Annotated in this window: 18 protein-coding genes, 1 tRNA gene and 1 other RNA gene; 9 read left to right on the top strand and 11 right to left on the bottom strand. The window is 70.3% G+C overall.

Going from position 1 to position 20400, the window contains the following annotated elements; genetic code table 11:
* Positions 1–66: 66 nt before the first annotated feature.
* Positions 67–1314, bottom strand: coding sequence for a D-mannonate dehydratase ManD (gene manD / locus FHS23_RS21795; RefSeq protein ID WP_183659125.1), 1248 nt, complete (start codon positions 1312–1314; stop codon positions 67–69).
* A 170-nt stretch (positions 1315–1484) separates the two neighbouring features.
* Here manD and FHS23_RS21800 point away from each other — a divergent pair, with 170 nt between their 5' ends.
* From FHS23_RS21800 to FHS23_RS21810, 3 genes are all read left to right on the top strand, one after another.
* Positions 1485–2489, top strand: a complete 1005-nt coding sequence (locus tag FHS23_RS21800; RefSeq protein WP_183659127.1) for a substrate-binding domain-containing protein — start codon at positions 1485–1487, stop codon at positions 2487–2489.
* A 71-nt stretch (positions 2490–2560) separates the two neighbouring features.
* The gene (uxaC, locus tag FHS23_RS21805; protein ID WP_183659129.1) at positions 2561–4090 is read left to right on the top strand and encodes a glucuronate isomerase; all 1530 of its coding nucleotides are present in this window, start codon (positions 2561–2563) and stop codon (positions 4088–4090) included.
* Positions 4090–5403 (top strand): mannitol dehydrogenase family protein, encoded by a 1314-nt coding sequence (locus FHS23_RS21810; protein ID WP_183659131.1) that lies wholly within the window; start codon positions 4090–4092, stop codon positions 5401–5403. Before uxaC ends, FHS23_RS21810 begins: the two co-directional genes overlap by 1 nt.
* An 85-nt stretch (positions 5404–5488) precedes the next feature.
* On the opposite strand, the gene FHS23_RS21815 is transcribed toward FHS23_RS21810, so the two are convergent.
* Together FHS23_RS21815 and FHS23_RS21820 are read right to left on the bottom strand one after the other, a co-directional pair.
* Positions 5489–6085, bottom strand: a complete 597-nt coding sequence (locus FHS23_RS21815; protein WP_343054172.1) for an LURP-one-related family protein — start codon at positions 6083–6085, stop codon at positions 5489–5491.
* A gap of 47 nt (positions 6086–6132) precedes the next feature.
* Positions 6133–6999 (bottom strand): LysR family transcriptional regulator, encoded by an 867-nt coding sequence (locus tag FHS23_RS21820; RefSeq protein WP_183659134.1) that lies wholly within the window; start codon positions 6997–6999, stop codon positions 6133–6135.
* A gap of 102 nt (positions 7000–7101) precedes the next feature.
* Here FHS23_RS21820 and FHS23_RS21825 point away from each other — a divergent pair, with 102 nt between their 5' ends.
* Both FHS23_RS21825 and FHS23_RS21830 read left to right on the top strand, forming a co-directional pair.
* A complete protein-coding gene (locus FHS23_RS21825) occupies positions 7102–8271 on the top strand; it encodes a YbfB/YjiJ family MFS transporter (protein WP_221219946.1) in 1170 nt (389 codons plus the stop codon).
* Between the two features lie 38 nt (positions 8272–8309).
* A complete protein-coding gene (locus FHS23_RS21830; protein WP_343054173.1) occupies positions 8310–9329 on the top strand; it encodes an NAD(P)H-dependent flavin oxidoreductase in 1020 nt (339 codons plus the stop codon).
* A 167-nt stretch (positions 9330–9496) separates the two neighbouring features.
* Here FHS23_RS21830 and ssrA read toward each other — a convergent pair.
* Positions 9497–9870, bottom strand: a transfer-messenger RNA (tmRNA) gene (gene ssrA / locus FHS23_RS21835).
* Positions 9871–10089: 219 nt separating this feature from the next.
* Between ssrA and FHS23_RS21840 the strand changes: the two genes are divergently transcribed.
* The 4 genes from FHS23_RS21840 (at position 10090) to FHS23_RS21855 (ending at position 14181) form a co-directional block, all read left to right on the top strand.
* Positions 10090–10815 carry a sensor domain-containing protein gene (locus FHS23_RS21840; protein ID WP_183659136.1) on the top strand — a complete coding sequence of 242 codons (726 nt, stop codon included), beginning with the start codon at positions 10090–10092 and terminating at the stop codon, positions 10813–10815.
* Positions 10816–10842: 27 nt separating this feature from the next.
* On the top strand, positions 10843–11964 hold the full coding sequence (locus FHS23_RS21845) for a sensor histidine kinase (RefSeq protein WP_183659138.1): 1122 nt from the start codon (positions 10843–10845) through the stop codon (positions 11962–11964).
* Between the two features lie 21 nt (positions 11965–11985).
* Positions 11986–12627, top strand: coding sequence for a response regulator (locus FHS23_RS21850; RefSeq protein WP_183659140.1), 642 nt, complete (start codon positions 11986–11988; stop codon positions 12625–12627).
* Positions 12628–12762: 135 nt separating this feature from the next.
* Entirely contained in the window at positions 12763–14181 is a 1419-nt protein-coding gene (locus tag FHS23_RS21855) for an acyltransferase (protein ID WP_246382594.1), read from the top strand.
* Here FHS23_RS21855 and FHS23_RS21860 read toward each other — a convergent pair.
* The 7 genes from FHS23_RS21860 to FHS23_RS21890 form a co-directional block, all read right to left on the bottom strand.
* Entirely contained in the window at positions 14148–15044 is an 897-nt protein-coding gene (locus FHS23_RS21860) for an amidohydrolase family protein (RefSeq protein WP_221219948.1), read from the bottom strand. The genes FHS23_RS21855 and FHS23_RS21860 overlap by 34 nt on opposite strands.
* Entirely contained in the window at positions 15041–15541 is a 501-nt protein-coding gene (gene smpB / locus FHS23_RS21865) for an SsrA-binding protein SmpB (protein WP_183659142.1), read from the bottom strand. Before smpB ends, FHS23_RS21860 begins: the two co-directional genes overlap by 4 nt.
* Positions 15542–15695: 154 nt before the next feature.
* Entirely contained in the window at positions 15696–16595 is a 900-nt protein-coding gene (ftsX, locus tag FHS23_RS21870; protein ID WP_183659145.1) for a permease-like cell division protein FtsX, read from the bottom strand.
* Positions 16596–16725: 130 nt separating this feature from the next.
* Positions 16726–17415: a cell division ATP-binding protein FtsE gene (ftsE, locus tag FHS23_RS21875; RefSeq protein ID WP_183659147.1), complete on the bottom strand. Its 690-nt coding sequence runs from the start codon at positions 17413–17415 to the stop codon at positions 16726–16728.
* A gap of 101 nt (positions 17416–17516) precedes the next feature.
* Positions 17517–18626 (bottom strand): peptide chain release factor 2, encoded by a 1110-nt coding sequence (gene prfB / locus FHS23_RS21880; protein ID WP_183659149.1) that lies wholly within the window; start codon positions 18624–18626, stop codon positions 17517–17519.
* A gap of 61 nt (positions 18627–18687) precedes the next feature.
* On the bottom strand, positions 18688–19191 hold the full coding sequence (locus tag FHS23_RS21885; RefSeq protein WP_183659151.1) for a helix-turn-helix transcriptional regulator: 504 nt from the start codon (positions 19189–19191) through the stop codon (positions 18688–18690).
* 560 nt (positions 19192–19751) lie between these two features.
* Positions 19752–19825 (bottom strand) — tRNA-Met (locus FHS23_RS21890).
* Positions 19826–20400 lie beyond the last annotated feature (575 nt).

The raw sequence follows: 20400 nt of genomic DNA on the forward strand, positions 1-20400 counted from the left end.
GCTTACTGTCCGGGAGACGACGCCTGCACCTGTTCCGACGCGGAAACGACGGGGTGCGGGCGCGACTCACCAATCATGAACGGTTCCGTCCCGCAACCGGTTCACCGGCAGGTACGCCCGCTCGTACGGGTACCGCGCGGCCAGCTCCTCGTCGATGTGGATGCCGAGACCCGGTTCCTCGCTCGGTCGCAGACCGCCGCGGGCGAACTCGTAGGTCGGACCGAACACCTCGTGGGTCTCCCGGCTGTGGACCATGTACTCCTGGATGCCGAAGTTGTGCAGTGCCAGGCCGAGGTGCACGGCGGCGGCGAGCCCGACCGGCGAGACGTCCGTCGGACCGTGCATGCCGGACTTGATCTGGTACATGGCCGCGTAGTCCATGATCCGGCGCACGCTGGTGATGCCGCCCGCGTGCGTGATCGGTGAGCGCACGTAGTCGATGAGCTGTTCGCGAATCAGGTGCTGATAGTCCCAGATCGAGTTGAACACCTCGCCGATCGCCAGCGGCGTGGTCGTGTGGTGACGCACCCACCGCAACGCTTCCTGGTTCTCTGCGGGCGTGACGTCCTCGAGCCAGAACAGGTCGTAGGGCTCCAGTGATTTGCCGAGCTTGGCCGCCTGGATCGGGGTCAGCCGGTGGTGCGCGTCGTGCAGCAGCGCGATGTCCTCGCCGAACTCGCCGCGGACCGCCTCGAACACCGACGGCACGTGCCGCAAATAGGCGCGCGTGTCCCAGGTCTCCTCGGCGGGCAGCGCCGCACGGCGGGCGGGCTCGTAGTCGTAGCGGGCGTCGCTGTCGCCACCGCCGACCGATGCGGCCGCGCTGGAGGCCACGCCGTACACCGAGTCCAGTCCCGGCACGCCGGTCTGGATGCGGATGGCGCGGAACCCCTCGTCGAGGTGCTTGCGGACCGAGTCGAACAGCTCCGGGACATCCTTGCCGCTGGCGTGGCCGTAAACCAGGCACCGCTCCCGGCTGGCGCCGCCGAGCAGCTGGTACAGCGGGAGTCCGGCGACCTTGGCCTTGATGTCCCACAGCGCGGTGTCCACGGCGGCGATCGCCGCCATCGTCACCGGGCCGCGCCGCCAGTACGCGCCGCGGTACAGGTACTGCCAGGTGTCCTCGATGGCGTGCGCGTCGCGGCCCGTCAGCAGCGGCACGACGTGGTCGGTGAGGTAGCTCGCCACGGCCAGCTCCCGGCCGTTCAGCGTGCCGTCGCCGTAGCCGACCACCCCGTCATCCGTGGTGATCTTGAGCGTGACGAAGTTGCGCCCAGGGCTGGTGACGATGACGTCCGCGCGCTCGATGAGCACTGGTCCTCCTTGACTGCAAACGACGAGTGGCCGCCGGGTCCGCCGTGCGCACACGGCCGGCGGACGTGACCGGGGGCTCGCGATCGGTTCAACGTAAGAGCCGTCCCATAGACTGACAATCGGTTGCCATTTGTTGCCACCAGGCACGACCGGTCGCGGAGGTATCAGGAGTGGGCGAACCCAGGCCGACGATCTACGACGTGGCCCGACACTGCGGGGTCGCCGCGTCGACCGTGTCCCGCACGTTCTCCCACCCGAGCCGGGTCAACCCCACGACCCGCGAGAAGGTCCGCACCGCCGCAGACGAGATCGGCTACGTGCCGCGGCCGCTCGCCCGCGCGGAGGCGCCCGGCCGGGCACGGACGATGACGCTGGTCGTCACCGACATCGCCAACCCGTACTACGCACCGCTGATCAAGGCCGCCCAGGCGCAAGCACTGACCGGGGACTACACGCTCGCCCTGACCGACAGCGACGAGTCGCCGCGGGTCGAGGTCAGCAACCTGCGGCAACTACTGGCGACCACGAGCGGCGCGATCCTGGCCACCTCGCGGTTGTCCGACGACGTCATCCGCCAGCTCGCCCAGCACCGCCCGCTGGCCATCGTCAACCGCGAGATCGACGGCATCCCGAGCCTGGTCGTCGACACCGCGGGCGGGATGCGCAAGGCGGTGCGCCACCTGGCGGCCATCGGTCATCGGCGCATCGCGTACCTGTCCGGCCCGCGGAACTCGTGGATCAACGGTGCACGCTGGCAGGCCGTGCGCGAGGAGTCGGCCGCACTCTGCCTCGACGCGACGTTCCTCGGGCCGCACCCGCCGAACCGCCAGGGCGGCCACGAGGCCGCCGACGCGCTGATGCTGCAGCGCACCACTGCGGCGATCGCCTACAACGACCTCATCGCGATCGGCACCCTGCAACGGCTGCAGGCCGCAGGGGTGAGCGTTCCCACGGACTTCAGCCTCATCGGGTGCGACGACATCTTCGGGGTCGACCTCACCGTGCCCGCGCTGACGACGATCTCGGGGCCGACCGAACGGCTCGGCAGAGCCGCCGTCGACGCGCTGCACGCACAGCTCGCCCACCACACGACACCGGAGTCGACGCTGTTCGACGCCCACCTCGTGACCCGCGGTTCCACGGCTCCCCCACCGGCAGGCGACCCCGCCCGGTGACATCCGGTCCCGGTGATGACAACTGACGGCAACCAGTTGCATAGGCTGCGCGCGGCGGCGAGGCTGCCCGCATGCACGGCGGCACGGCAGACACACCCGCATCCGACCCCTCTCCCGCAGCCCGTTCCGACCGGGAGACCAGGAATCTGGGCTCGGCGAACGCGCCACGCGACGTTCCGCGCGGCGGGCGGGCGCCGCTGGCTCCGCACCCCGACCGGCTGTTGCCACCGGAGCCCACACAGCGCGGTATCGCACGGCGGCTGTACGACAGCGTCCGCGACCTGCCGGTGATCAGCCCGCACGGTCACGTCGAGGCCAGGCTGCTCGCCGACGACGAGCCGTTCACCGACCCGGCGTCGCTGTTGGTCACCCCGGACCACTACGTGACCCGCCTGCTGCACGCCCACGGCCTGACCATGAACGAACTCGGCGTGCGTGACAGCGACGGGGCCGAGCAGGCCGCACCGCGCGAGGTGTGGCGCGCCTTCTGCGAGCACTGGCATCTGTTCCTCGGCACGGCGTCGAGGCAGTGGATCGAGGCCGAGCTCCACGACGTCCTGGGCGTGACGGTGCAGCCCTCGGCCGCCACCGCCGACGAGCTCTTCGACGAACTCACCGAGCGGCTGAGCCTGCCCGAGTTCCGGCCGCGCGCGCTGTACGAGTCGTTCGGCATCGAAGCGCTGGCCACCACCGACGACCCGGCCGACGATCTGGCCCACCACCGCGCACTCACCGAGGATCCGTCGTGGTCGGGCCGCGTGGTGCCCACGTTCCGCCCGGACCGCTACCTCGATGCGTCCACACCCGACTGGCCCGCGGCGCTGGACGCACTCGCCGAGGCGAGCGGGATCGACACCGGCGACTACACCGGATTCGTGCGGGCGCTGGAGAACCGCCGGGAGTACTTCCGTGCCCACGGCGCCACGGCGACCGATCACAGCGCTCCGGACGCCCGCACGGCCTTCCTCGACGGCGACGAGGCGCAGCGGCTGTTCCGGCGAGTCCACTCCGGAACGGGCAGCGACGACGACGCGCGATTGCTGTCGCAGCAGCTCCTCGGCGAGATGGCACGAATGTCCAGTGAGGACGGCATGGTCATGGCGCTGCACACCGGCGTCCGGCGGGGCCACCATCCGGAGACGTTGCGACGCTTCGGCCCCGACACCGGCCACGACATCCCGTTGCAGGCCGAGTTCACCGGGGCGCTGCAGCCGATGCTGGAACGCTTCGGCACGAACCCGCGATTCCAGACGGTCGTGTTCACCCTCGACGAGACCGTGTTCTCCCGCGAACTCGCACCGCTGGCCGGGTTCTACCCGTCGGTGTATCTCGGCGCGCCGTGGTGGTTCCTCGACGCTCCCCGCGCGATGCACCGGTTCCGCGACGCGGTCACCGAGACGGCCGGCTTCTACCGCAACGCCGGGTTCATCGACGACACGCGCGGGTTCTGCTCCATCCCGGCACGCCACGACACCGCCCGCCGGGTCGACGCGGCCCACCTGTCCGGTCTCGTCGCCGAGCATCTGATCGACGAGGACGACGCCGCACGGGTGATCCACGACCTGCACGACCGCCAGCCCCGCGCAGCATTCCGACTCTGATGCCGACACCGCAGACCCCGCCGACTTCGCCGCCCCGGCTCACGCGCGCCTCCGCCGGGACGGGCCCGCCTGCCCCGGTCCGTGCCGTCCACCTCGGACTCGGCGCATTCCACCGAGCGCACCAGGCCGTGTACACGATGGCCGATCCGGACTGGGGAGTCGCGGCGTACACGTTCCGCAACGCCGACCTGCCGCGCACACTCACCGAGCAGGACGGGCTGTACACGCTGCAGGTGCGCGGCAACGGGCAGCCGCAGGCCGAGCTCGTCGACTCGATCAGCCGCGCCCACCCGGGCGGCGACACCGAGCGGTGGCTCGCCGACCTGGCCTCGCCCGACGTCGCACTGCTGACGCTGACGATCACCGAGGCGGGCTACCGCACCGCCGGTGACGGGAGTGCGATCGACCGGGTGCTCGCCGGTCTGCGTGGACGTCACCGCGCGGGCGGCGCCCCCATCGCGCTCGTGCCCTGCGACAACCTGCCCGGCAACGGCGATGTGCTGCGGGAGGCCATGCGCGGCGCCGCCGAGGGCGAGGACTCCACGTTCCGCTCGTGGCTCGAGGAGCACGTGTCGTTCGTCGACACCGTCGTCGACCGCATCACCCCCGTCGCCGGCGAGGACGACGCCACCACGGCCGCCCGGCTGACCGGGTTCGCCGACCACGCCCCGGTGGTGACCGAGCCGTTCAGCGAGTGGCTGCTCGCCGGACGATTCCCCCTCGGCAGGCCTGCGTGGGAGAACGCCGGCGCCCGGTTCGTCGACGACCTCGCCGGTTACGAACAGCGGAAACTGTGGTTCCTCAACGGTGCGCACACGCTGCTGGCCTACACCGGACCCGCGCTGGGCTGCGCCACCGTCGACGAGGCCGTGCGGCATCCCCCGCTGGCGGCGCTGGTCGAATCGTGGTGGGACACCGCCTCGCGGCACGCGTCGCTGCCCGCCGAAGATCTCGCCGACTACCGCGACCGCCTGCTGCGGCGATTCTCGTCCCGCGGCATCCGGCACCGCCTGCTGCACATCGCCGTCGGCGGCTCGGAGAAGCTCCCCGCCCGGATCCTGCCGGTGCTGCGGGCCGAACGGTCGCGCCTGCGCCTTCCCGAACCCGCGGTCGCGGCGCTGGCCGGGTGGCTGATCCACCTGCGGGACAGAGACGTCGTCGATCCGCGCGCCGACGAACTCGTCACCCTCGCCCGCTCGGCCGACGGCGCCCGCCCGGTGGTTGCCGCGCTGGACGCCGCCCTCGCCGACGACCGCGAACTGATCACCGCCGTCGACGACTACGTCGACCACCTACGCCGCTCCGCCGTCTGAAAGCCCGAAGGCCGTCTGAAAGCCCGAAGGCCGACCGGAGCCGCGAGTCGGACCGGAGCCCGTGACACCGGCCCGCGCCACGACCTCAGCGTGACTGCAGCGCGTCGAGCGCGACGGCCATGCTCGCGGCCACCCGGACGTCGATGCGGGGGTCGGGCACGCTGATCGTGTACTTGTCCCGGATCGCGATGCCCTTCTGGCTGGTCATCACGGGCTGTCCGGTCTCGTTGTCGGTGAAGTCGAAGTGGAACAGGAACGGCACCCAGACGTCGCCGAGGTACGGGATCATCGTCCAGACCCGGCGGAGAATGGCGACGAACTTGCTGCGCTCCTGCCCCTTCGCGGAGTAACCCGGCCCGTGGAGTTGCCACGTCGACCGCAGCAGGCTCTTGCCGAACTCCTTGCTGAACCCGCCGAGCGCCTGCCCGTGTTCGTCGTACACGTCGTGCTCGGCGTGCACGTCGAGCTTCTGCCTGGCCTTGAACGAGAACACCTGACGGGTACGCGTCTCGTCCGAGTAGAAGATGATCTCCTCGCGCAGCTTCATCCGCTTCTGCTGCGCGAACGCGATCAGCTCCCCTTCACCCCCGTCCGGGCCGACGCCGCGGATCTCGTAACGGTTGACCATCATGGTGATCCGCTGGCGGACGAAGAACGTCGGCAGGTGCATGGGCGCAGTCACGCGGCGAGTATGGCACGACCGCCGGCCCGTGAGCGGCCGTTCGCCGGTCAGGCCCGTGGAGCGCCGCGCGCCGAGGCGACGGCGACGTCGAGGAAACGGTTCACCATCTCCTGCTGCCCACCCGGCAGGTGCACGAGGTGCACGGGGCTGGCCGGGGCGCCGGTCAGCGGGACGAAACGGGCTGCCGGGTGGTTGATACGCCGCTGCGCGACCTCGGGCACGATGCCGATGCCGCGATTGGCGGCGACGGATTCCAGCCACTCGTCGAAATTCCCGGTCTCCACGGTGCGCTGAGGCCCCTGCCCGTCCGGGAACGACCACGGTCCCGTCGTGCCGCTGCGTGTGTTGACCACCAGCGGCCAGGACGGCACCTCGGACCACGCCAGCCGTTCCCGCTCGGCGAGCGCGCTGTCGGCCGCGCACACGGCCACGCGGACCTCGTCGTAGAGGTGGACCGCGCGCGACGCGGGTGGCGCGTTCCGGATCCGGCCGCGGACGAGCGCGACGTCCACGGAGCGTTCCCGCAGCGCCTGCAGCGGATCGTCGCTGCGCACCAAGGAGACGGCGGCCCCGACGTCGGCTTCGAAGCGGGTCACCGTGCGCTGGGCCCACGGATCGGGCAGCAGCCAGCTGAAGCCGAGCCGGATGGTGACATCCTTACGCGCCGCCGCGATCCCCTGTTCGAGCGCGGCCAGGACCTGGTCGGCATGTCCGAGGAACTCGAGTCCCGGGCCGGTCAGGTCGATACGGCGTGAGGACCGGTCCAACAGCTCGACGCCGAGAATCTTCTCCAACTGCGCGACGGTTCGGCTCAGTGCGGGCTGCGTGATCAACAGCGCCTCGGCGGCGCGCGTGAACGACCCGTGGTGGGCCACCGCGGCGAACGCCCTGATGTGACGCAGCTCCACGTCCATGCGCTGCACACCTCCCTCTCCAGTACCTATGCCGGAGCGGCATACGGCCAGCGCAGCAAGCATTTCACAACGACCACAGGGCGGCCTAGCGTCGGCGACGCCATGAACATCGAGACACTGCACACCCCGGCGCACGGCACGTCCCCGTGGACGATCGTCGCCCGGGCCGCGGCGGCACTGGCCGCCGCGATGGGGGTCGGCCGGTTCGCTTTCACGCCCATCCTCCCGCTGATGGAGGACCAGGCGGAAATGTCGGCGGACCTCGGAGCGTCCCTGGCCACCGCCAACTACGTCGGATACCTGGCCGGTGCGCTGGTCGGCATCGTCGCGCCCGCCGTGGCCCGCTCGGTGATGCTGCTGCGCGGCTCACTGCTCGTCCTGACGGCGAGCACGGCGCTGATGCCCGTACTCACCGGTGCCACGGCGTGGTCCGCCCTGCGGTTGACGGCAGGAACGGCCGGCGCCGTGGTGTTCGTGATCACCGTGGGCGCCGCGATGTCGCAACTGCGCGACCACGCGAACCACGTCACCGGCTGGGTGTTCGGCGGCGTCGGGGCGGGAATCACGCTGTCCGCGACCCTCGTGCTGATCGCCGGTTCCGTCGGCACCTGGCAGGACGCGTGGTGGACCTGCGCCGCGCTGACGGCACTGCTCACCGCGGTCGCCTGGCGGCTGACACCCGAGCAGGAGGCCGCGAGCAGCCACGGCGACCCTGCCGGGCGACACACGCACCGGTGGTTCGCTCCCCTGCTGGTGAGCTACACCCTCGAAGGTGTCGGCTACATCATCGCGGGAACGTTCCTCGTCGCCGCGATCGAGCACAGCACGCCCGGCGCCCTCGGTGCCGGCGCCTGGATCCTCGTCGGGCTGGCGGCGGTGCCCTCGTGCGCGGTGTGGGCAGGGCTGTCACGGCGCTGGAGCAGGCCGACCCTGCTCGTGACGGCGCTGACCGTCCAGGCCGTCGGCATCGCACTGCCCGCCGTGTTCCCCGGCGCGGCGGGTGCACTCGTCTCGGCCGTGCTGTTCGGTGTGACGTTCATGGGGATCACCACCGTCACGCTCGCGATCGGCAGGCAGCTGCACGTACCTCGCGCGGTCGCGATGTTGACGACGGGCTACAGCGCAGGGCAGATCCTGGGTCCTGTGCTGTCCGGCCCGCTGCTGCATCGCGGCTACGACGACGTGCTGGTGCTCGGCAGCGCGTTCGTGTTCGCCGCCGGCGTCGCGGCCGCCGCGGTCCGAGTCCGCTTCCCCCACCGCCTCGCCACCTGAACGACCAGCCCGGCACTCATTCCCGAAAGGACAGTTTCGTGCTCACCGACCTCGGCATCAGCCTCCCCGTCCTCGCCGCCCCCATGGCCGGCGGCCCGACCGCCCCGGATCTCGTCACCGCCGCGGGGCGTGCTGGGTCGATGGGATTCCTCGCGGGCGGCTACAAGACGCCTTCGGCCCTCGCCGAGCAGATCGCCGCCGTACGCGCCGACGGTGTCCCCTTCGGGGTCAACCTCTTCGCACCCAACCCCGTTCCGGCGTCCGAAGAGGACTATCACGCCTATCGCGACGCGCTCCTGCCCGAGGCCGACCGCCACGGCGTGCACCTGCCGGACACTCCGATCGAGGACGACGACCACTGGGCGGCCAAGATCGACCTGTTGCTCGCCGATCCGGTGCCGGTCGTGTCGCTGACCTTCGGCCTGCCGCACGGCGACGTGGTCGCCGCCTTGCGTGCGGCCGGGAGCATGGTGGTGCAGACCGTGACGTCGGCGCCCGAGGCACGACTCGCCGAGGAGGCCGGGGTGGACGCTCTCATCGTCCAGTCCTCGGCAGCAGGCGGCCACTCCGGCACGTTCACCCCGGCACGGACGCCACCCGGGGTTCCGTTGCCGCGCCTGCTTCGGGACGTTCGTGCCGACACCCGCCTTCCGCTGGTCGGCGCGGGCGGGGTGAGCAGGCCTGCCGACGTCACGGCCGCGCTCGACGCCGGTGCCGAAGCGGTCGCCGTCGGTACCGCGCTGCTGCGCACCCACGAGAGCGGAACGTCGGCCCCGCACAAGGCCGCGCTGGTCGACTCCGACTTCGACTCCACGGTCGTGACCCGCGCCTTCACCGGGCGGCCCGCGCGCGCCCTGCGCAACCACTTCACCGACCGGTTCGAGTCGAGCGCCCCCTGCGCGTATCCCGCCGTGCACCACCTCACCAGCCCGCTCCGGAAGGCCGCCACCGCCGCGGGCGACAGCCGGCTGATCCACCTCTGGGCAGGCACCGGACACCGCGACGCGCGAGCCGAACCGGCGGCTGACACGCTCATGCGCCTGGCAGGCAAGGCCTGACGTACCCACCGCGATGGGGCCCGGGCCCGCCCCGAACGGGGTCTTGGGCGGCCTTTGGGCTGCGTCCTGAAGACACATCGTCCAGAAGACACATCGCCCCAGACGACACGACGAGGACCGAAAACAGCGAAGGCGCCCCCCGCGTCGAGCAGGGGGCGCCTTCCGTCGAGTGGAGGTGCCGGGAATCGAACCCGGGTCCTCTGCCGCCTCTCCAGGGCTTCTCCGTGCGCAGTTCGCTGTGTCTCTGCTTGGCCCCACCGGTCACGCGAACGAGCCGGTGTGACGGGCCCAGCCACTGTTGGTTTCCCTACCGGTCCCCGTGGCCGGGACCGGAGGTGAGCCTTCTAGCTGATGCCGGCGAACCGGGTCGAAGGCTTACCCGGGCCGACAGACTCGCACTCGCTCAGGCGGCGAGGGCGAAGTCGCGCTGACTATTAGTCTTGGCGCTTATATTTAGTTGCGACGACGCTTTCGGTGGTCGTTGCCTGCACCGGCACGCTTCCCGCTGGATCAACGTCCAGAGTCGAAACCGTTCACCCCCTTGGTGAGCATCAGTGTGGATCGCCAGTGTCGATCACTGCGTCCGCTCAGCATAACGCGCGTGGCAAGGCGTTAATTCCCCGGCCGTCACACTCCTGCCGGTGGTGGGGTTGTCCCCACCGTCTTTCGGCCGGTGCGCTCCATGGTGGCCACTCCCCCGGTCGGCGAGGCTGAGGAGTATCGGAGGACAGCCCTCGGACGACGGGAAGGGAGGCGTGCCATGACGCGGACACGACGTCCCCGACTGGGCGGCGCGCTGCCGTTCCTGCTGCTCAGTCTGCCGTTGGGGATCCTCGGCTTCGTGTTCGTGGTGACGACGGCCAGCGTGGGCGCTCCGACGGCGCTCGTATGGGTGGGCATTCCGGTGCTGATGCTGCTGCTCGCAGGCGCGCGGGGGCTGGCGGATCTGGAGCGCGCCCGGGTACGGGCCATGCTGTCGACGACGGTGCCGCGGCCCTATCGGCCGTTGCCCGGTGGACCGCTCCGAAGCCGGTGGCTGGCGCGCGCCCGCGACGCGCAGACCTGGCGTGACGCGGCGTACCTGATCATCCTGCTGCCGGTGGGGATCGTGGAGTTCACGCTGGTCGTCGTGTTCTGGTCGGTGTCACTGGGCCTGACCGCGCTGCCCGTGTACTACCGGTTCCTGCCAGAAGGCCTGTACGCGTTCCCGTCGCACGAGCTGCGCTGGGTGGTCGTCGACTCGGTGCCCACGGCACTGCCCTGGACGGCGCTGGGTGTGCTGTTGGCGTGCGCGTCGGTGCCCCTCACGCAGGGCCTCGCCGTCGGACACGCATGGCTCGCGCGGGCGTTGCTGGGACCGACCCGGCGGCGCATCCGCGAAGCCGAGGCCGGCGCTGGAACCGAGACCGATACCGAACCGGACATCACCGCCCACAACGACACCATCACCGCGAACCTCCCGGAAGGCCACTCGGTGGCACGATGAACACTCCGGGTGAAGGAGAACTCCACGATGCACGAGGACCAGCCGTGGCCGGGCACATGGCGGACGATCGCGTACCAGGTGCTGACACTGCCGGTGCGCATCGTCGAGTTCGCCGTACTCCTGGTGCTGCTGGTCGCCGGGATCGCGACGACCATCGTCTGGGTGGGCATTCCCCTGCTCATGCTGGCCACGGCGTTGACGCAGCGCTTCGCCGACGCCGAGCGGCGATGGCTGCGGCGGTGGCTGCGTACCCCGGTGGCCGACGCGATCCGTAAACGCGGCGACGGGCGCGTGCGGAACTGGCTGGCGCAGTTGACCGACGCCACGACCTGGCGAGACCTCACGTACCTGATGGTCGCGACACCGATCGCGATCGTCGAGTTCGTGCTCGGCGTCGTGTCGGCGATCGTCGTGCCGCTCGCGTTGACGGTCGCACCCGGGATCGGCTGGCTGCACGGCAAGCTGGCGTTGACGTTGCTCGGCCCGCCGCGGGCGCAACGCCTCGAGGCGAAGGCGACGCGGCTGCAGGCGTCCCGGGCTCGCGGGGTCGACGCCGCGGAGGCCGAGCGCAGGCGCATCGAACGCGATCTGCACGACGGGGCGCAGCAGCGGCTCGTGTCCGTGGCGATGACCGTCGGCCGGGCCAAAGCCAAGGTCGGCGACACCCAACCCGACCCCGCTGAGCTGCACGCACTGCTCGACGAGGCGCACACCGACGCGAAGCTCGCCGTGTCCGAGCTGCGCGACCTCGCGCGGGGCATCTACCCGGCGGTGCTGGGCGACCGCGGCCTTGACGCGGCCCTGTCTGCGCTCGCGGCGAAGTCGCCGGTGCCGGTGTCGGTATCGGTCGACATCGACGAGCGTCCACCCGCCGCCGTGGAGACCACGACGTACTTCGTCGTCGGCGAGACACTCACCAACGCCGCCAAGTACGCCGACGCCTCCGACATCCGCGTCGACGTGCGCCGCGACGGCGATACGGTGATCGCCGAGGTCACCGACGACGGCCGTGGCGGTGCCGAGATCCGCCCCGGCGGCGGACTCGCCGGACTCGCCGACCGCGCCGCGACGATCGACGGCGTCGTGTCGGTCGTCAGTCCGGCCGGTGGCCCGACGGTCGTTCGCGCCGAACTGCCGTGTAGCTGGTGATCGAACTTCTGGGGGTTGCGCGTGCGCGTGGTCATCGCCGAGGACGCCGTACTGCTGCGGGCGGGTGTGCAGCGGCTACTGGCCGACGACGGGATCGAGACGGTGGCCGCGGTCGGCTCCGGTGACGAACTGCTGGCTGCGGTGCCCGAACACGAGCCCGACCTGGCGATCGTCGACGTCCGGATGCCGCCGACGTTCACCGACGAGGGCCTGCGGGCCGCGCTGCGTGCCCGCGAGATCGTCCGCAACCTGCCGGTCCTCGTGCTGTCGCAGTACGTCGAGGAGACGTACGCGATCGAGCTGCTGTCCGGCGGCACCGGCGGTGTCGGTTATCTGCTCAAAGAACGCGTCTCGGACGTGACCGACTTCCTCGACGCCGTGCGCCGCGTCGCCGCCGGCGGCACGGCGGTCGACCCCGAGGTGATCTCGCAGGTCATGGCACGCGGCCGGAACAACCCGCTCGCGTCGCTGACCGGCCGCGAAGGCGACGTGCTCGAACTGATGGCACAGGGCCTGTCGAACTCGGCGATCGCCGACCGGCTGGTGGTCTCGCACGGCGCGGTCGAGAAGCACATCGGCAACATCTTCGCCAAGCTCGGCCTCGACGGCAGCCTCGAGGAACATCGCCGCGTGCGCGCGGTGCTGACCTACCTCGAACGCTGAGCGCAGGTAGGGGCAGGATCGTTCGGGCCCGCGGCCGGTAGGGCCAGCCCCACCGGCGGCGTGGCGAAAACCGGTAGGGAAAGTCGGAGGCCCACACCGCTGTGCCGGAGCGGCCCGGTGACCAGGCTGAATGCCATGACGACGAGCCTCGCCGGCGCCCCGCCGCACACCAGGGACCGTTTCCTCGACCTCATCCGCACCCTCGCCGTGGTGGGCGTCGTCGTGCAGCACTGGACCATGCCCGTGCTCGGCTACTCCGACGGCACCCTCGCCACCGGCAACGCGCTGGCTACGCCCGGCTGGTGGATCGCGACCTGGCTGTCGCAGGTCATGCCGCTCGTGTTCTTCGCGGGCGGCGCGGCCAACCTCATCTCACTGCACCGGGCCCGGGCAACGGGTGCCGACACCACGACCGCGACCCGCGCCTGGCTCGCGGGCAGGCTGCGCAGGTTGCTGCTGCCGGTGCTGCCACTGCTGGCGGTGTGGCTCGTCGTGCCCACGGTGCTGCGCGACCTGGGTGTACCGGAGCAGCCCGTCGCCATCGGGGGCGCGATCGCCGCCCAGCTGCTGTGGTTCCTGGCCGTGTACCTGCTGGCGATCGTGGCCACACCCCTGATGGCTGCCGCGCACCGCCGGTTCGGGTTCGCGGTGGTGCCCGCGCTGGCGCTCGTGGCGGTGGCCGTCGACGTCGCGCGGTTCGGCGGCGTGCCCCTCGTCGGGTACGCCAACGCGGTGTTCGTCTGGCTCGCGGCGGCACAGCTGGGCTTTCACTACGTGGACGGCGCCCTCGGCCGACTGTCGACATGTCGTTCACTCGCCATGTCGGCGGCCGGATTCGGGGCGACCGCGCTACTCGTGGCGTTCGGACCGTACGCGCAGAGCATGATCGGGATGCCGGGTGCACCAGTGTCGAACATGAGCCCGCCGAACGTGGCGCTGGTGGGTCTGGCCGTCGGCCAGGTCGGCCTGGTGCTCGCAGCGCGGCCGTTGCTGACGCGGTTGGCCGCGCGGAGGCCGGTGGCCGCTGCGCTGTCCTGGGCGGGTCCGCGGTTCATGAGCATCTACCTGTGGCACATGCCCGCCCTGATCGTCGTAGCTGGCGTTGCGGTGGTGGCGCTCGGCTACACGACCCCGCAGCCCGGCACCCTCGGCTGGCTGGCGATGGTGCCCGTGTGGCTGGCCGCGACCGCCGCCGTGCTGGCTGTGCTGGTGCGGGTCGCGGGCCGGTTCGAAACCGAACCTTCCCGAACCGGCCAGGTTCGGAGCGGCCGTACCGGCAGCGACGCGGCCCGGCCTGCGGCGACGCCGGCGCTGACGGCGCTCGTCGCCGCCTCACTGCTCGGCGCGACCGGCCTGCTCGGCCTGGCGGCCCGCGGCTTCGGCAACGGCCCGGAACTGTGGGCGGCGTTCGTGGTCGTCGCGTACGTACTCGCCCGCCCGGTCGTGTCCGTCGGGCAGGCGGCCACCACATCCGAGCCGGACACGAACCCGGAACAACCGGACTCGCAGGGCGCGGCCGATCAGACGTCGAGGAGCTTGGCGGGCGTGTCGTGAAGGACCGCGCGGAGGAACGGCTCCCCCAGCCGGTCGTCGGCCTCGGCCCAGCCCGCGACGGCACGCAACTGCGTGGCGTAGTCGTACGGGATGTTCGGGAAATCGGTGCCGAGCACGACGCGGTCGGCGACGTCGGCGATCCGCGCGGGCCAGTCGCCCGGTACGGGCATGAAGCTTTCGGTGAACGGCACGCCCACCATCGTCGTGTCGAGATGCACCCGCGGGAACCGCTGCACCAGGTCGAAGGCCGCGTCGTACTCGGGCATGCCCGCGTGCGCCAGCACGGCGACCAGCCCGGGATGGCGTTCCAGCACGCGGCCGAACACGTCGAGCCCCGTGTGCTCGCCCCGCAGCGGGCCGTGCCCGCAGTGCACCACCGCGGGAACGCCCGCGTCCGCGAGCATTCCCCACACCGCGTCGAGGTGGTCGTCGCGCGGGTCGAACGCGCCGACCTGCACGTGGACCTTGACGCAGCGCACCCCCGAGCGCAGCGCCTCCTCGACGTAGCGGGCCGCCTCCGGTTCGGGGAAGAACGTCGCGGTCGGCACCGCGTCCGGTTCCCGCTCGGCGAACTCGCGGGCCCAGCCGTTCAGCCACTCCGCCATACCCGGCTTGTGCGGGTACACCAGCGGCGCGAACGTCCGCACCCCCATGGCCCGCAATGCCGCGAGCCGGTCCGCCTCCGGCAGTCGGTAGTGCACCGGCCAGGGCATGCCGTAGTGGCGTTCGGCTGCGTCGAAGTACGCCCACACCTTCGCCAGCATGCGCTCGGGAAGGAAGTGGACGTGGATGTCGACGAGACCGTCGAGCCCGAGCCCCCGCACCCAGGCTGCGACGTCGTCGTCGCCTGCGGGGCCGGTCAACGGCGTCCCGCGCGCTGCTGCTTGTGCTTGCCCTTGATCGCCCGGCCCATCGCCTTGGAGATCTCGCGCTGCGCGTCCCGCTTCGCGATGTCCTGCCGTTTGTCGTGGGCCTTCTTACCGCGCGCCAGCGCGAGTTCGACCTTGACCTTGCCGTCCTTGAAGTAGAGCGACAGCGGTACGAGGCTGACGCCGCTCTCCTTCGTCTTCCCGATCAGCTTCTGAATCTCCCTGCGGTGCAGCAGCAACTTCCGGGTCCGTCGCGGCATGTGGTTGGTCCACGTGCCCTGGGCGTACTCCGGGATGTGCACGTTACGGAGGAAGACCTCACCGTCGTCGACGGTCGCGAACGCCTCGCTCAGCGACGCCTTGCCGGCACGGAGGCTCTTGACCTCGGTGCCGGCGAGAGCGATACCGGCCTCGTAGGTGTCGAGGATCGAATAGTCGTGGCGGGCACGACGGTTCGACGCGATCACCTTGCGTCCGACTTCCTTGACCATGTCTCGACTCTATCCGCCCTCGACCGGGGTGTCCTAACGGTTACTACGGGGGCCGCCCGCGCACGCGGGCCGCCGCTGCGATGGCCCGGGCGGCCGGGCCCGCGCCGGGATTTCGTTCCCGGAACCCCAACGCGGGCCTCGACCGTCGCATTCCCTACGTGCGGACGTACGCGCGGAGGGTGACGTACCCGGTGATCGCGGAGATCAGGATCGACACGCCGAGCAACACGGGTGCCACGGGGAACAGGATGTCGACCATCTCGATCTTGGGGATCGCCCCGCCCGTGGCCTCGAAGATCTGGTCCAGCGCGATGTACTTGACGCCGATCAGGCCGACCACGCCGAGGGCCGCACCGATGACACCCGCGACGACCGCTTCCAGCAGGAACGGTAACTGCGTGTACCAACGGGTGGCGCCGACGAGACGCATGATGCCGACCTCGGTCCGCCGCGTGTAGGCCGACACCTGGATGGTGTTGGCGATCAGCAGCACCGCGGCCAGCGCGGCGATCGCCGCCACGATGAACGTTCCGTCCCGGCCCGAGTTGAGCAGGTCGAAGAAGCGGTCGAGGAACTTGTTCTGGTCGTCGACGTTCGCCACACCCGGTTGGTTGCCGAACTCCTGCACGATCACTTCGCTGCGTTCGGGGTCGAACAGCTTGACGTGCAGCGACGCGGGCAGCGATTCGGGCCGGGCGAGCTCGACCAGTTCGGGCTGGCCCTCGAAGATCCGCTGGAACCGCTCATAGGCCTCGTTGCGGTCCTCGAACACGACCGACTCGACGGCCTGGTTGTTCTCGAGCGCGGACCGGATCGACGAGCACGGCTCGGCGGTGCAGTTCTGGTCGTTGGCGCTGATGTCCTGCGTGAGATAGACCGTGACCTCGACGTCGTCGAGATAGCTGGCCTGCATCTTGTCGATCGTGCGGACGAGCAGCAGACCACCGCCGAACATCCCGAGCGAGATCGCGGTGGTCAGGATCATGGCGATGGTCATCGTGACGTTCCGGCGCAAGCCGGTGACGACCTCGCTGAAGACGAAGCTGGCGCGCATCTAAGGCACGGTTCCTTGGGTCGGGGGTCGGGTACGGGGCGGGGAGTGTCCGGTGGGCCGGACCGGTGGCCACGGCACTCGACGTGACGGGCTGACCGCGGCGGTCAGCGGGCGGTGCGCTGCGGGGGAGTCAGCGACCGACGCCGTACACGCCTCGCCGGTCATCACGGATGACCCGGCCGTGGTCCAACTCCACGACGCGGCGGCGCATGGAGTCGACGATCGAGTGGTCGTGGGTGGCCATCAGGACGGTCGTGCCGGTGCGGTTGATCCGCTCCAGCAGCAGCATGATGTCCTGGCTGGTGTCGGGGTCGAGGTTGCCCGTCGGCTCATCGGCCAACAGCACGAGCGGCCGGTTGACGAACGCCCGCGCCATCGCGACGCGCTGTTGCTCACCACCGGAGAGTTCGTGCGGCATGCGGTCGGCCTTGCCGTCGAGGCCGACGAGCTCCAGCACCTCGGGAACGACCTTGGTGATGGTGTGCTTCGGCTTGCCGATGACCTCGAGTGCGAACGCGACGTTCTCGGACACCGTCTTGTTGTTCAGCAGACGGAAGTCCTGGAAGACGCAGCCGATCGTCTGGCGCAAGCGGGGGACCTTGCGCCGGGGCATCTTGGCGACGTCGAAGTTCGACACCGACACCCGGCCCTTGCTGGGCACTTCCTCACGCAGCAGCAGGCGCAGGAACGTCGACTTCCCCGACCCGGACGGGCCGATGAGGAAGACGAACTCACCCTTGTCCACGTCGACCGAGACGTCGTCCAGTGCCGGACGTGTCGAGGTCTTGTAGGCCTTGGATACGGATTCGAGCTGGATCACGATTGGGCATCCTACCCGTGCGCTCCGTTAAGGCCGGGTTGCCCGGGGCCTCGGCGGACAGGCTGTGCGGGCCCCGCAGGTCGGGCGCGCCCAGGTCGGGGCTAGGCGGCGTCGGTCTCCTGTTGCTTACGCCACCGGATGCCGGCGTCGAGGAACGCGTCGATCTCACCGTCGAGCACGGCCGTCGGGTTGCCGGACTCGTGTTCGGTGCGCAGGTCCTTGACCATCTGGTACGGGTGCAGCACGTACGAGCGCATCTGGTTGCCCCAGCTGGAGCCGCCGTCCTTCAGCGCGTCGAGCTCGGCCTGCTCCTCCTCCTTCTTGCGCTGGAGCAGCTTGGCCTGCAGGACCTTCATCGCGGCGACCTTGTTCTGCAGCTGCGACTTCTCGTTCTGGCAGGACACCACGATGCCGGTGGGCTGGTGCGTGATGCGCACGGCCGAGTCGGTGGTGTTGACGCTCTGCCCACCGGGGCCGGACGAGCGGTACACGTCGATGCGCAAGTCCTTCTCGGGGATCTCGACGTGGTCGACCTCTTCGACCTCGGGCAGCACCTCGACGTGCGCGAACGAGGTCTGCCTGCGGCTCTGGTTGTCGAACGGCGAGATGCGCACCAGCCGGTGCGTACCCTGCTCCACCGACAGCGTGCCGTAGGCGTACGACGCGCCGACCTTGAACGTGGCGGACTTGATCCCCGCCTCCTCCGCGTAGGAGATGTCGTAGACCTCGGTCGCGTAGTTGTGCCGCTCGGCCCAGCGCAGGTACATGCGCATGAGCATCTCGGCGAAGTCGGCCGCGTCGACGCCGCCCGCTTCGGCCCGGATGTTAACCACGGCGTTGCGCGGGTCGTACTCACCGGACAGCAGGGTGCGCACCTCGAGCATGTCGATCGCCTCGGTGAGGGACGCGAGCTCGCTGTCGGCTTCGCTCTTGCTGGCGGGATCACCCTCGGCCTGGGCGAGCTCGTGGAGCACGCCGAGGTCGTCGAGCCGCTGCCGCAGTTCGCCGACGCGTCGCAGGTCGGCCTGCTTGTGCGACAGCTGGCTGGTCACCTTCTGCGCGGCCGCAGGGTCGTCCCACAGGTCCGGGCGGGCCGCCTCCTCCTCGAGGGAGGCGACCTCCTGGCGCAGCGCATCGATGTCCATGACGGATTCGACCTGCGTCAGCTTGCCGTCGAGGTCCTTGACGACGTCTTCGAACTCAGCACTCACGAATGACAAGGTTACGGCAAATCGCGCGGCCGCTTGTGTGCGGCCGCGCGACGCCGAGTGATCAGCTGTTCGCCGCGACCGTGTCGAGGAGCTTCAGCGCGGCCTTCGCGTGCGCCAGGTCGAAGTCGGCGACGGCCTTGGACACCGGGTCCTCGGCTGCCTTCGACGTGGCCTTGGCGACGTCGACCTGCTCGGTGTAGACGGCCTTGGCGGTGTCGAAGAGGTTCTGCCGCTGCTTCGCCGTGAGCACCCTGGCATGCACGAGGCGCAGGATGAGCGGCGACCGCAGGTGGTCGGGCGCGGAGTCGGCGGCGACCCAGGCCTTGAAGGCCTTCTTGCCCGCCGCGGTGATCACGTACTGCTGGCTGGAGCGCGGGCCCTGCTTGCCCAGTCGGACGTAGCCGGCTTCGTTCAGCGCGGGGAGTTCGCGGTAGACCTGGCTCCGCGTGACGCTGAAGAACGCCCCGAAGCGCTCTTCGGCTCCGGCGACGAGTTCGCCACCGGTGGCGGGGCCATCGTGAAGCAGGCCAAGCAGTGCTGCGGCTGTTGCGTTCAAATCGGACACGCCCCCACAGTGCCACGTTTCGCGCCTTCTGTCCACTGTGGCCCTGGAGGTGGTCCACAATGGAGGCACACAGTCCACAAGCACCAGAATGTGGCGGTTGACGTGGAATGGGCCCGTACGGCGGAGTTCGGTGTGCCCGGCACGGCGCAGCGTGTTCGCCCGATGACGGTGCGTCGATCCTGCGGGAGTCTTTCGCGGTCGAAGCCGGCCGCGGCGACACCCATGCAGCGGACACCCTCACGGTCCGTATAGACACGTTTCGTACTCGCCAGGACGCGCTGCGTGATGACCGCAGGTGGACACGTGTCCCCAGGAGCAACGGCGGTCCACCCGGCATACACACCGGCCACGCAGAGAAGCCCGATCGCCAGACTAGCCCGACCGCCGCCGATGCGAGCGAGGCCGCACTTCTGCGGGGGCCGCGCTTCTGCGGGGTCGAGCGCCTCCGGGACGGAGCCCGGAAGCAGCCGATGTGGAGGGGCTGCACCCCACGCGAAAGGGAGACGGCAACGAAAAACCCCTGCCTACACACTCCGTAGACAGGGGTTCTTCGATCTCTGTAGCGGGGACAGGATTTGAACCTGCGACCTCTGGGTTATGAGCCCAGCGAGCTACCGAACTGCTCCACCCCGCGTCGTTGTGTATCTATAACTGTACAGGCCACGGTGATCGTCTTTTCACGGGGGTGCCTACGCGCTCGTCCACCTCCGGGCGTGCGTCGTGCGCTGCGGTTTCACGCGCGTCGGCACGGCACCGGCGGCCGCACCTTGGGGCGCCCACGGCCGGACGCGCCGCGGCGACGGCGATGCCCTCGTCCCACCGAGTCCGGCGCACCGCCCGTACCGGCCCTGACGCCGGGCACCCCTGACGCATGGGCCCCGTGACGGCGCTGAGCGCCCCGCTCACGCCCGCCACAACGGGCGCGCCTTCCACGGGACCCGAGTGCCGAACACACCGCCTGCGCGCCGATCTGACCGCCTCCTCGGGCCTCACCCGAATCGCACGCGTGGAACTCGGGGGTGTGTGGAGGGGCCGCGCCCCTACTGCACCAACGAAAGCGGCCCCCACAGCACTGGCGAATGAGAGGCGGCAGCGAAGAACCCCTGCCTACGCACTCCGTAGACAGGGGTTCTTCGATCTCTGTAGCGGGGACAGGATTTGAACCTGCGACCTCTGGGTTATGAGCCCAGCGAGCTACCGAACTGCTCC

The organism is Prauserella isguenensis, assembly GCF_014191605.1.
GTDB classification, from domain to species: Bacteria; Actinomycetota; Actinomycetes; order Mycobacteriales; family Pseudonocardiaceae; genus Prauserella; species Prauserella isguenensis.

Coding starts and splice junctions, on each gene's coding strand:
- FHS23_RS21810 (WP_183659131.1), top strand. CDS start 4,090: ATGCCGACACCGCAGACCCCGCCGACTTCGCCGCCCCGGCTCACGCGC.
- smpB (WP_183659142.1), bottom strand. CDS start 15,541: ATGGTCAAGGAAGTCGGACGCAAGGTGATCGCGTCGAACCGTCGTGCC.
- FHS23_RS21845 (WP_183659138.1), top strand. CDS start 10,843: ATGCACGAGGACCAGCCGTGGCCGGGCACATGGCGGACGATCGCGTAC.
- FHS23_RS21840 (WP_183659136.1), top strand. CDS start 10,090: ATGACGCGGACACGACGTCCCCGACTGGGCGGCGCGCTGCCGTTCCTG.
- FHS23_RS21855 (WP_246382594.1), top strand. CDS start 12,763: ATGACGACGAGCCTCGCCGGCGCCCCGCCGCACACCAGGGACCGTTTC.
- ftsX (WP_183659145.1), bottom strand. CDS start 16,595: ATGCGCGCCAGCTTCGTCTTCAGCGAGGTCGTCACCGGCTTGCGCCGG.
- FHS23_RS21820 (WP_183659134.1), bottom strand. CDS start 6,999: ATGGACGTGGAGCTGCGTCACATCAGGGCGTTCGCCGCGGTGGCCCAC.
- FHS23_RS21825 (WP_221219946.1), top strand. CDS start 7,102: ATGAACATCGAGACACTGCACACCCCGGCGCACGGCACGTCCCCGTGG.
- uxaC (WP_183659129.1), top strand. CDS start 2,561: ATGCACGGCGGCACGGCAGACACACCCGCATCCGACCCCTCTCCCGCA.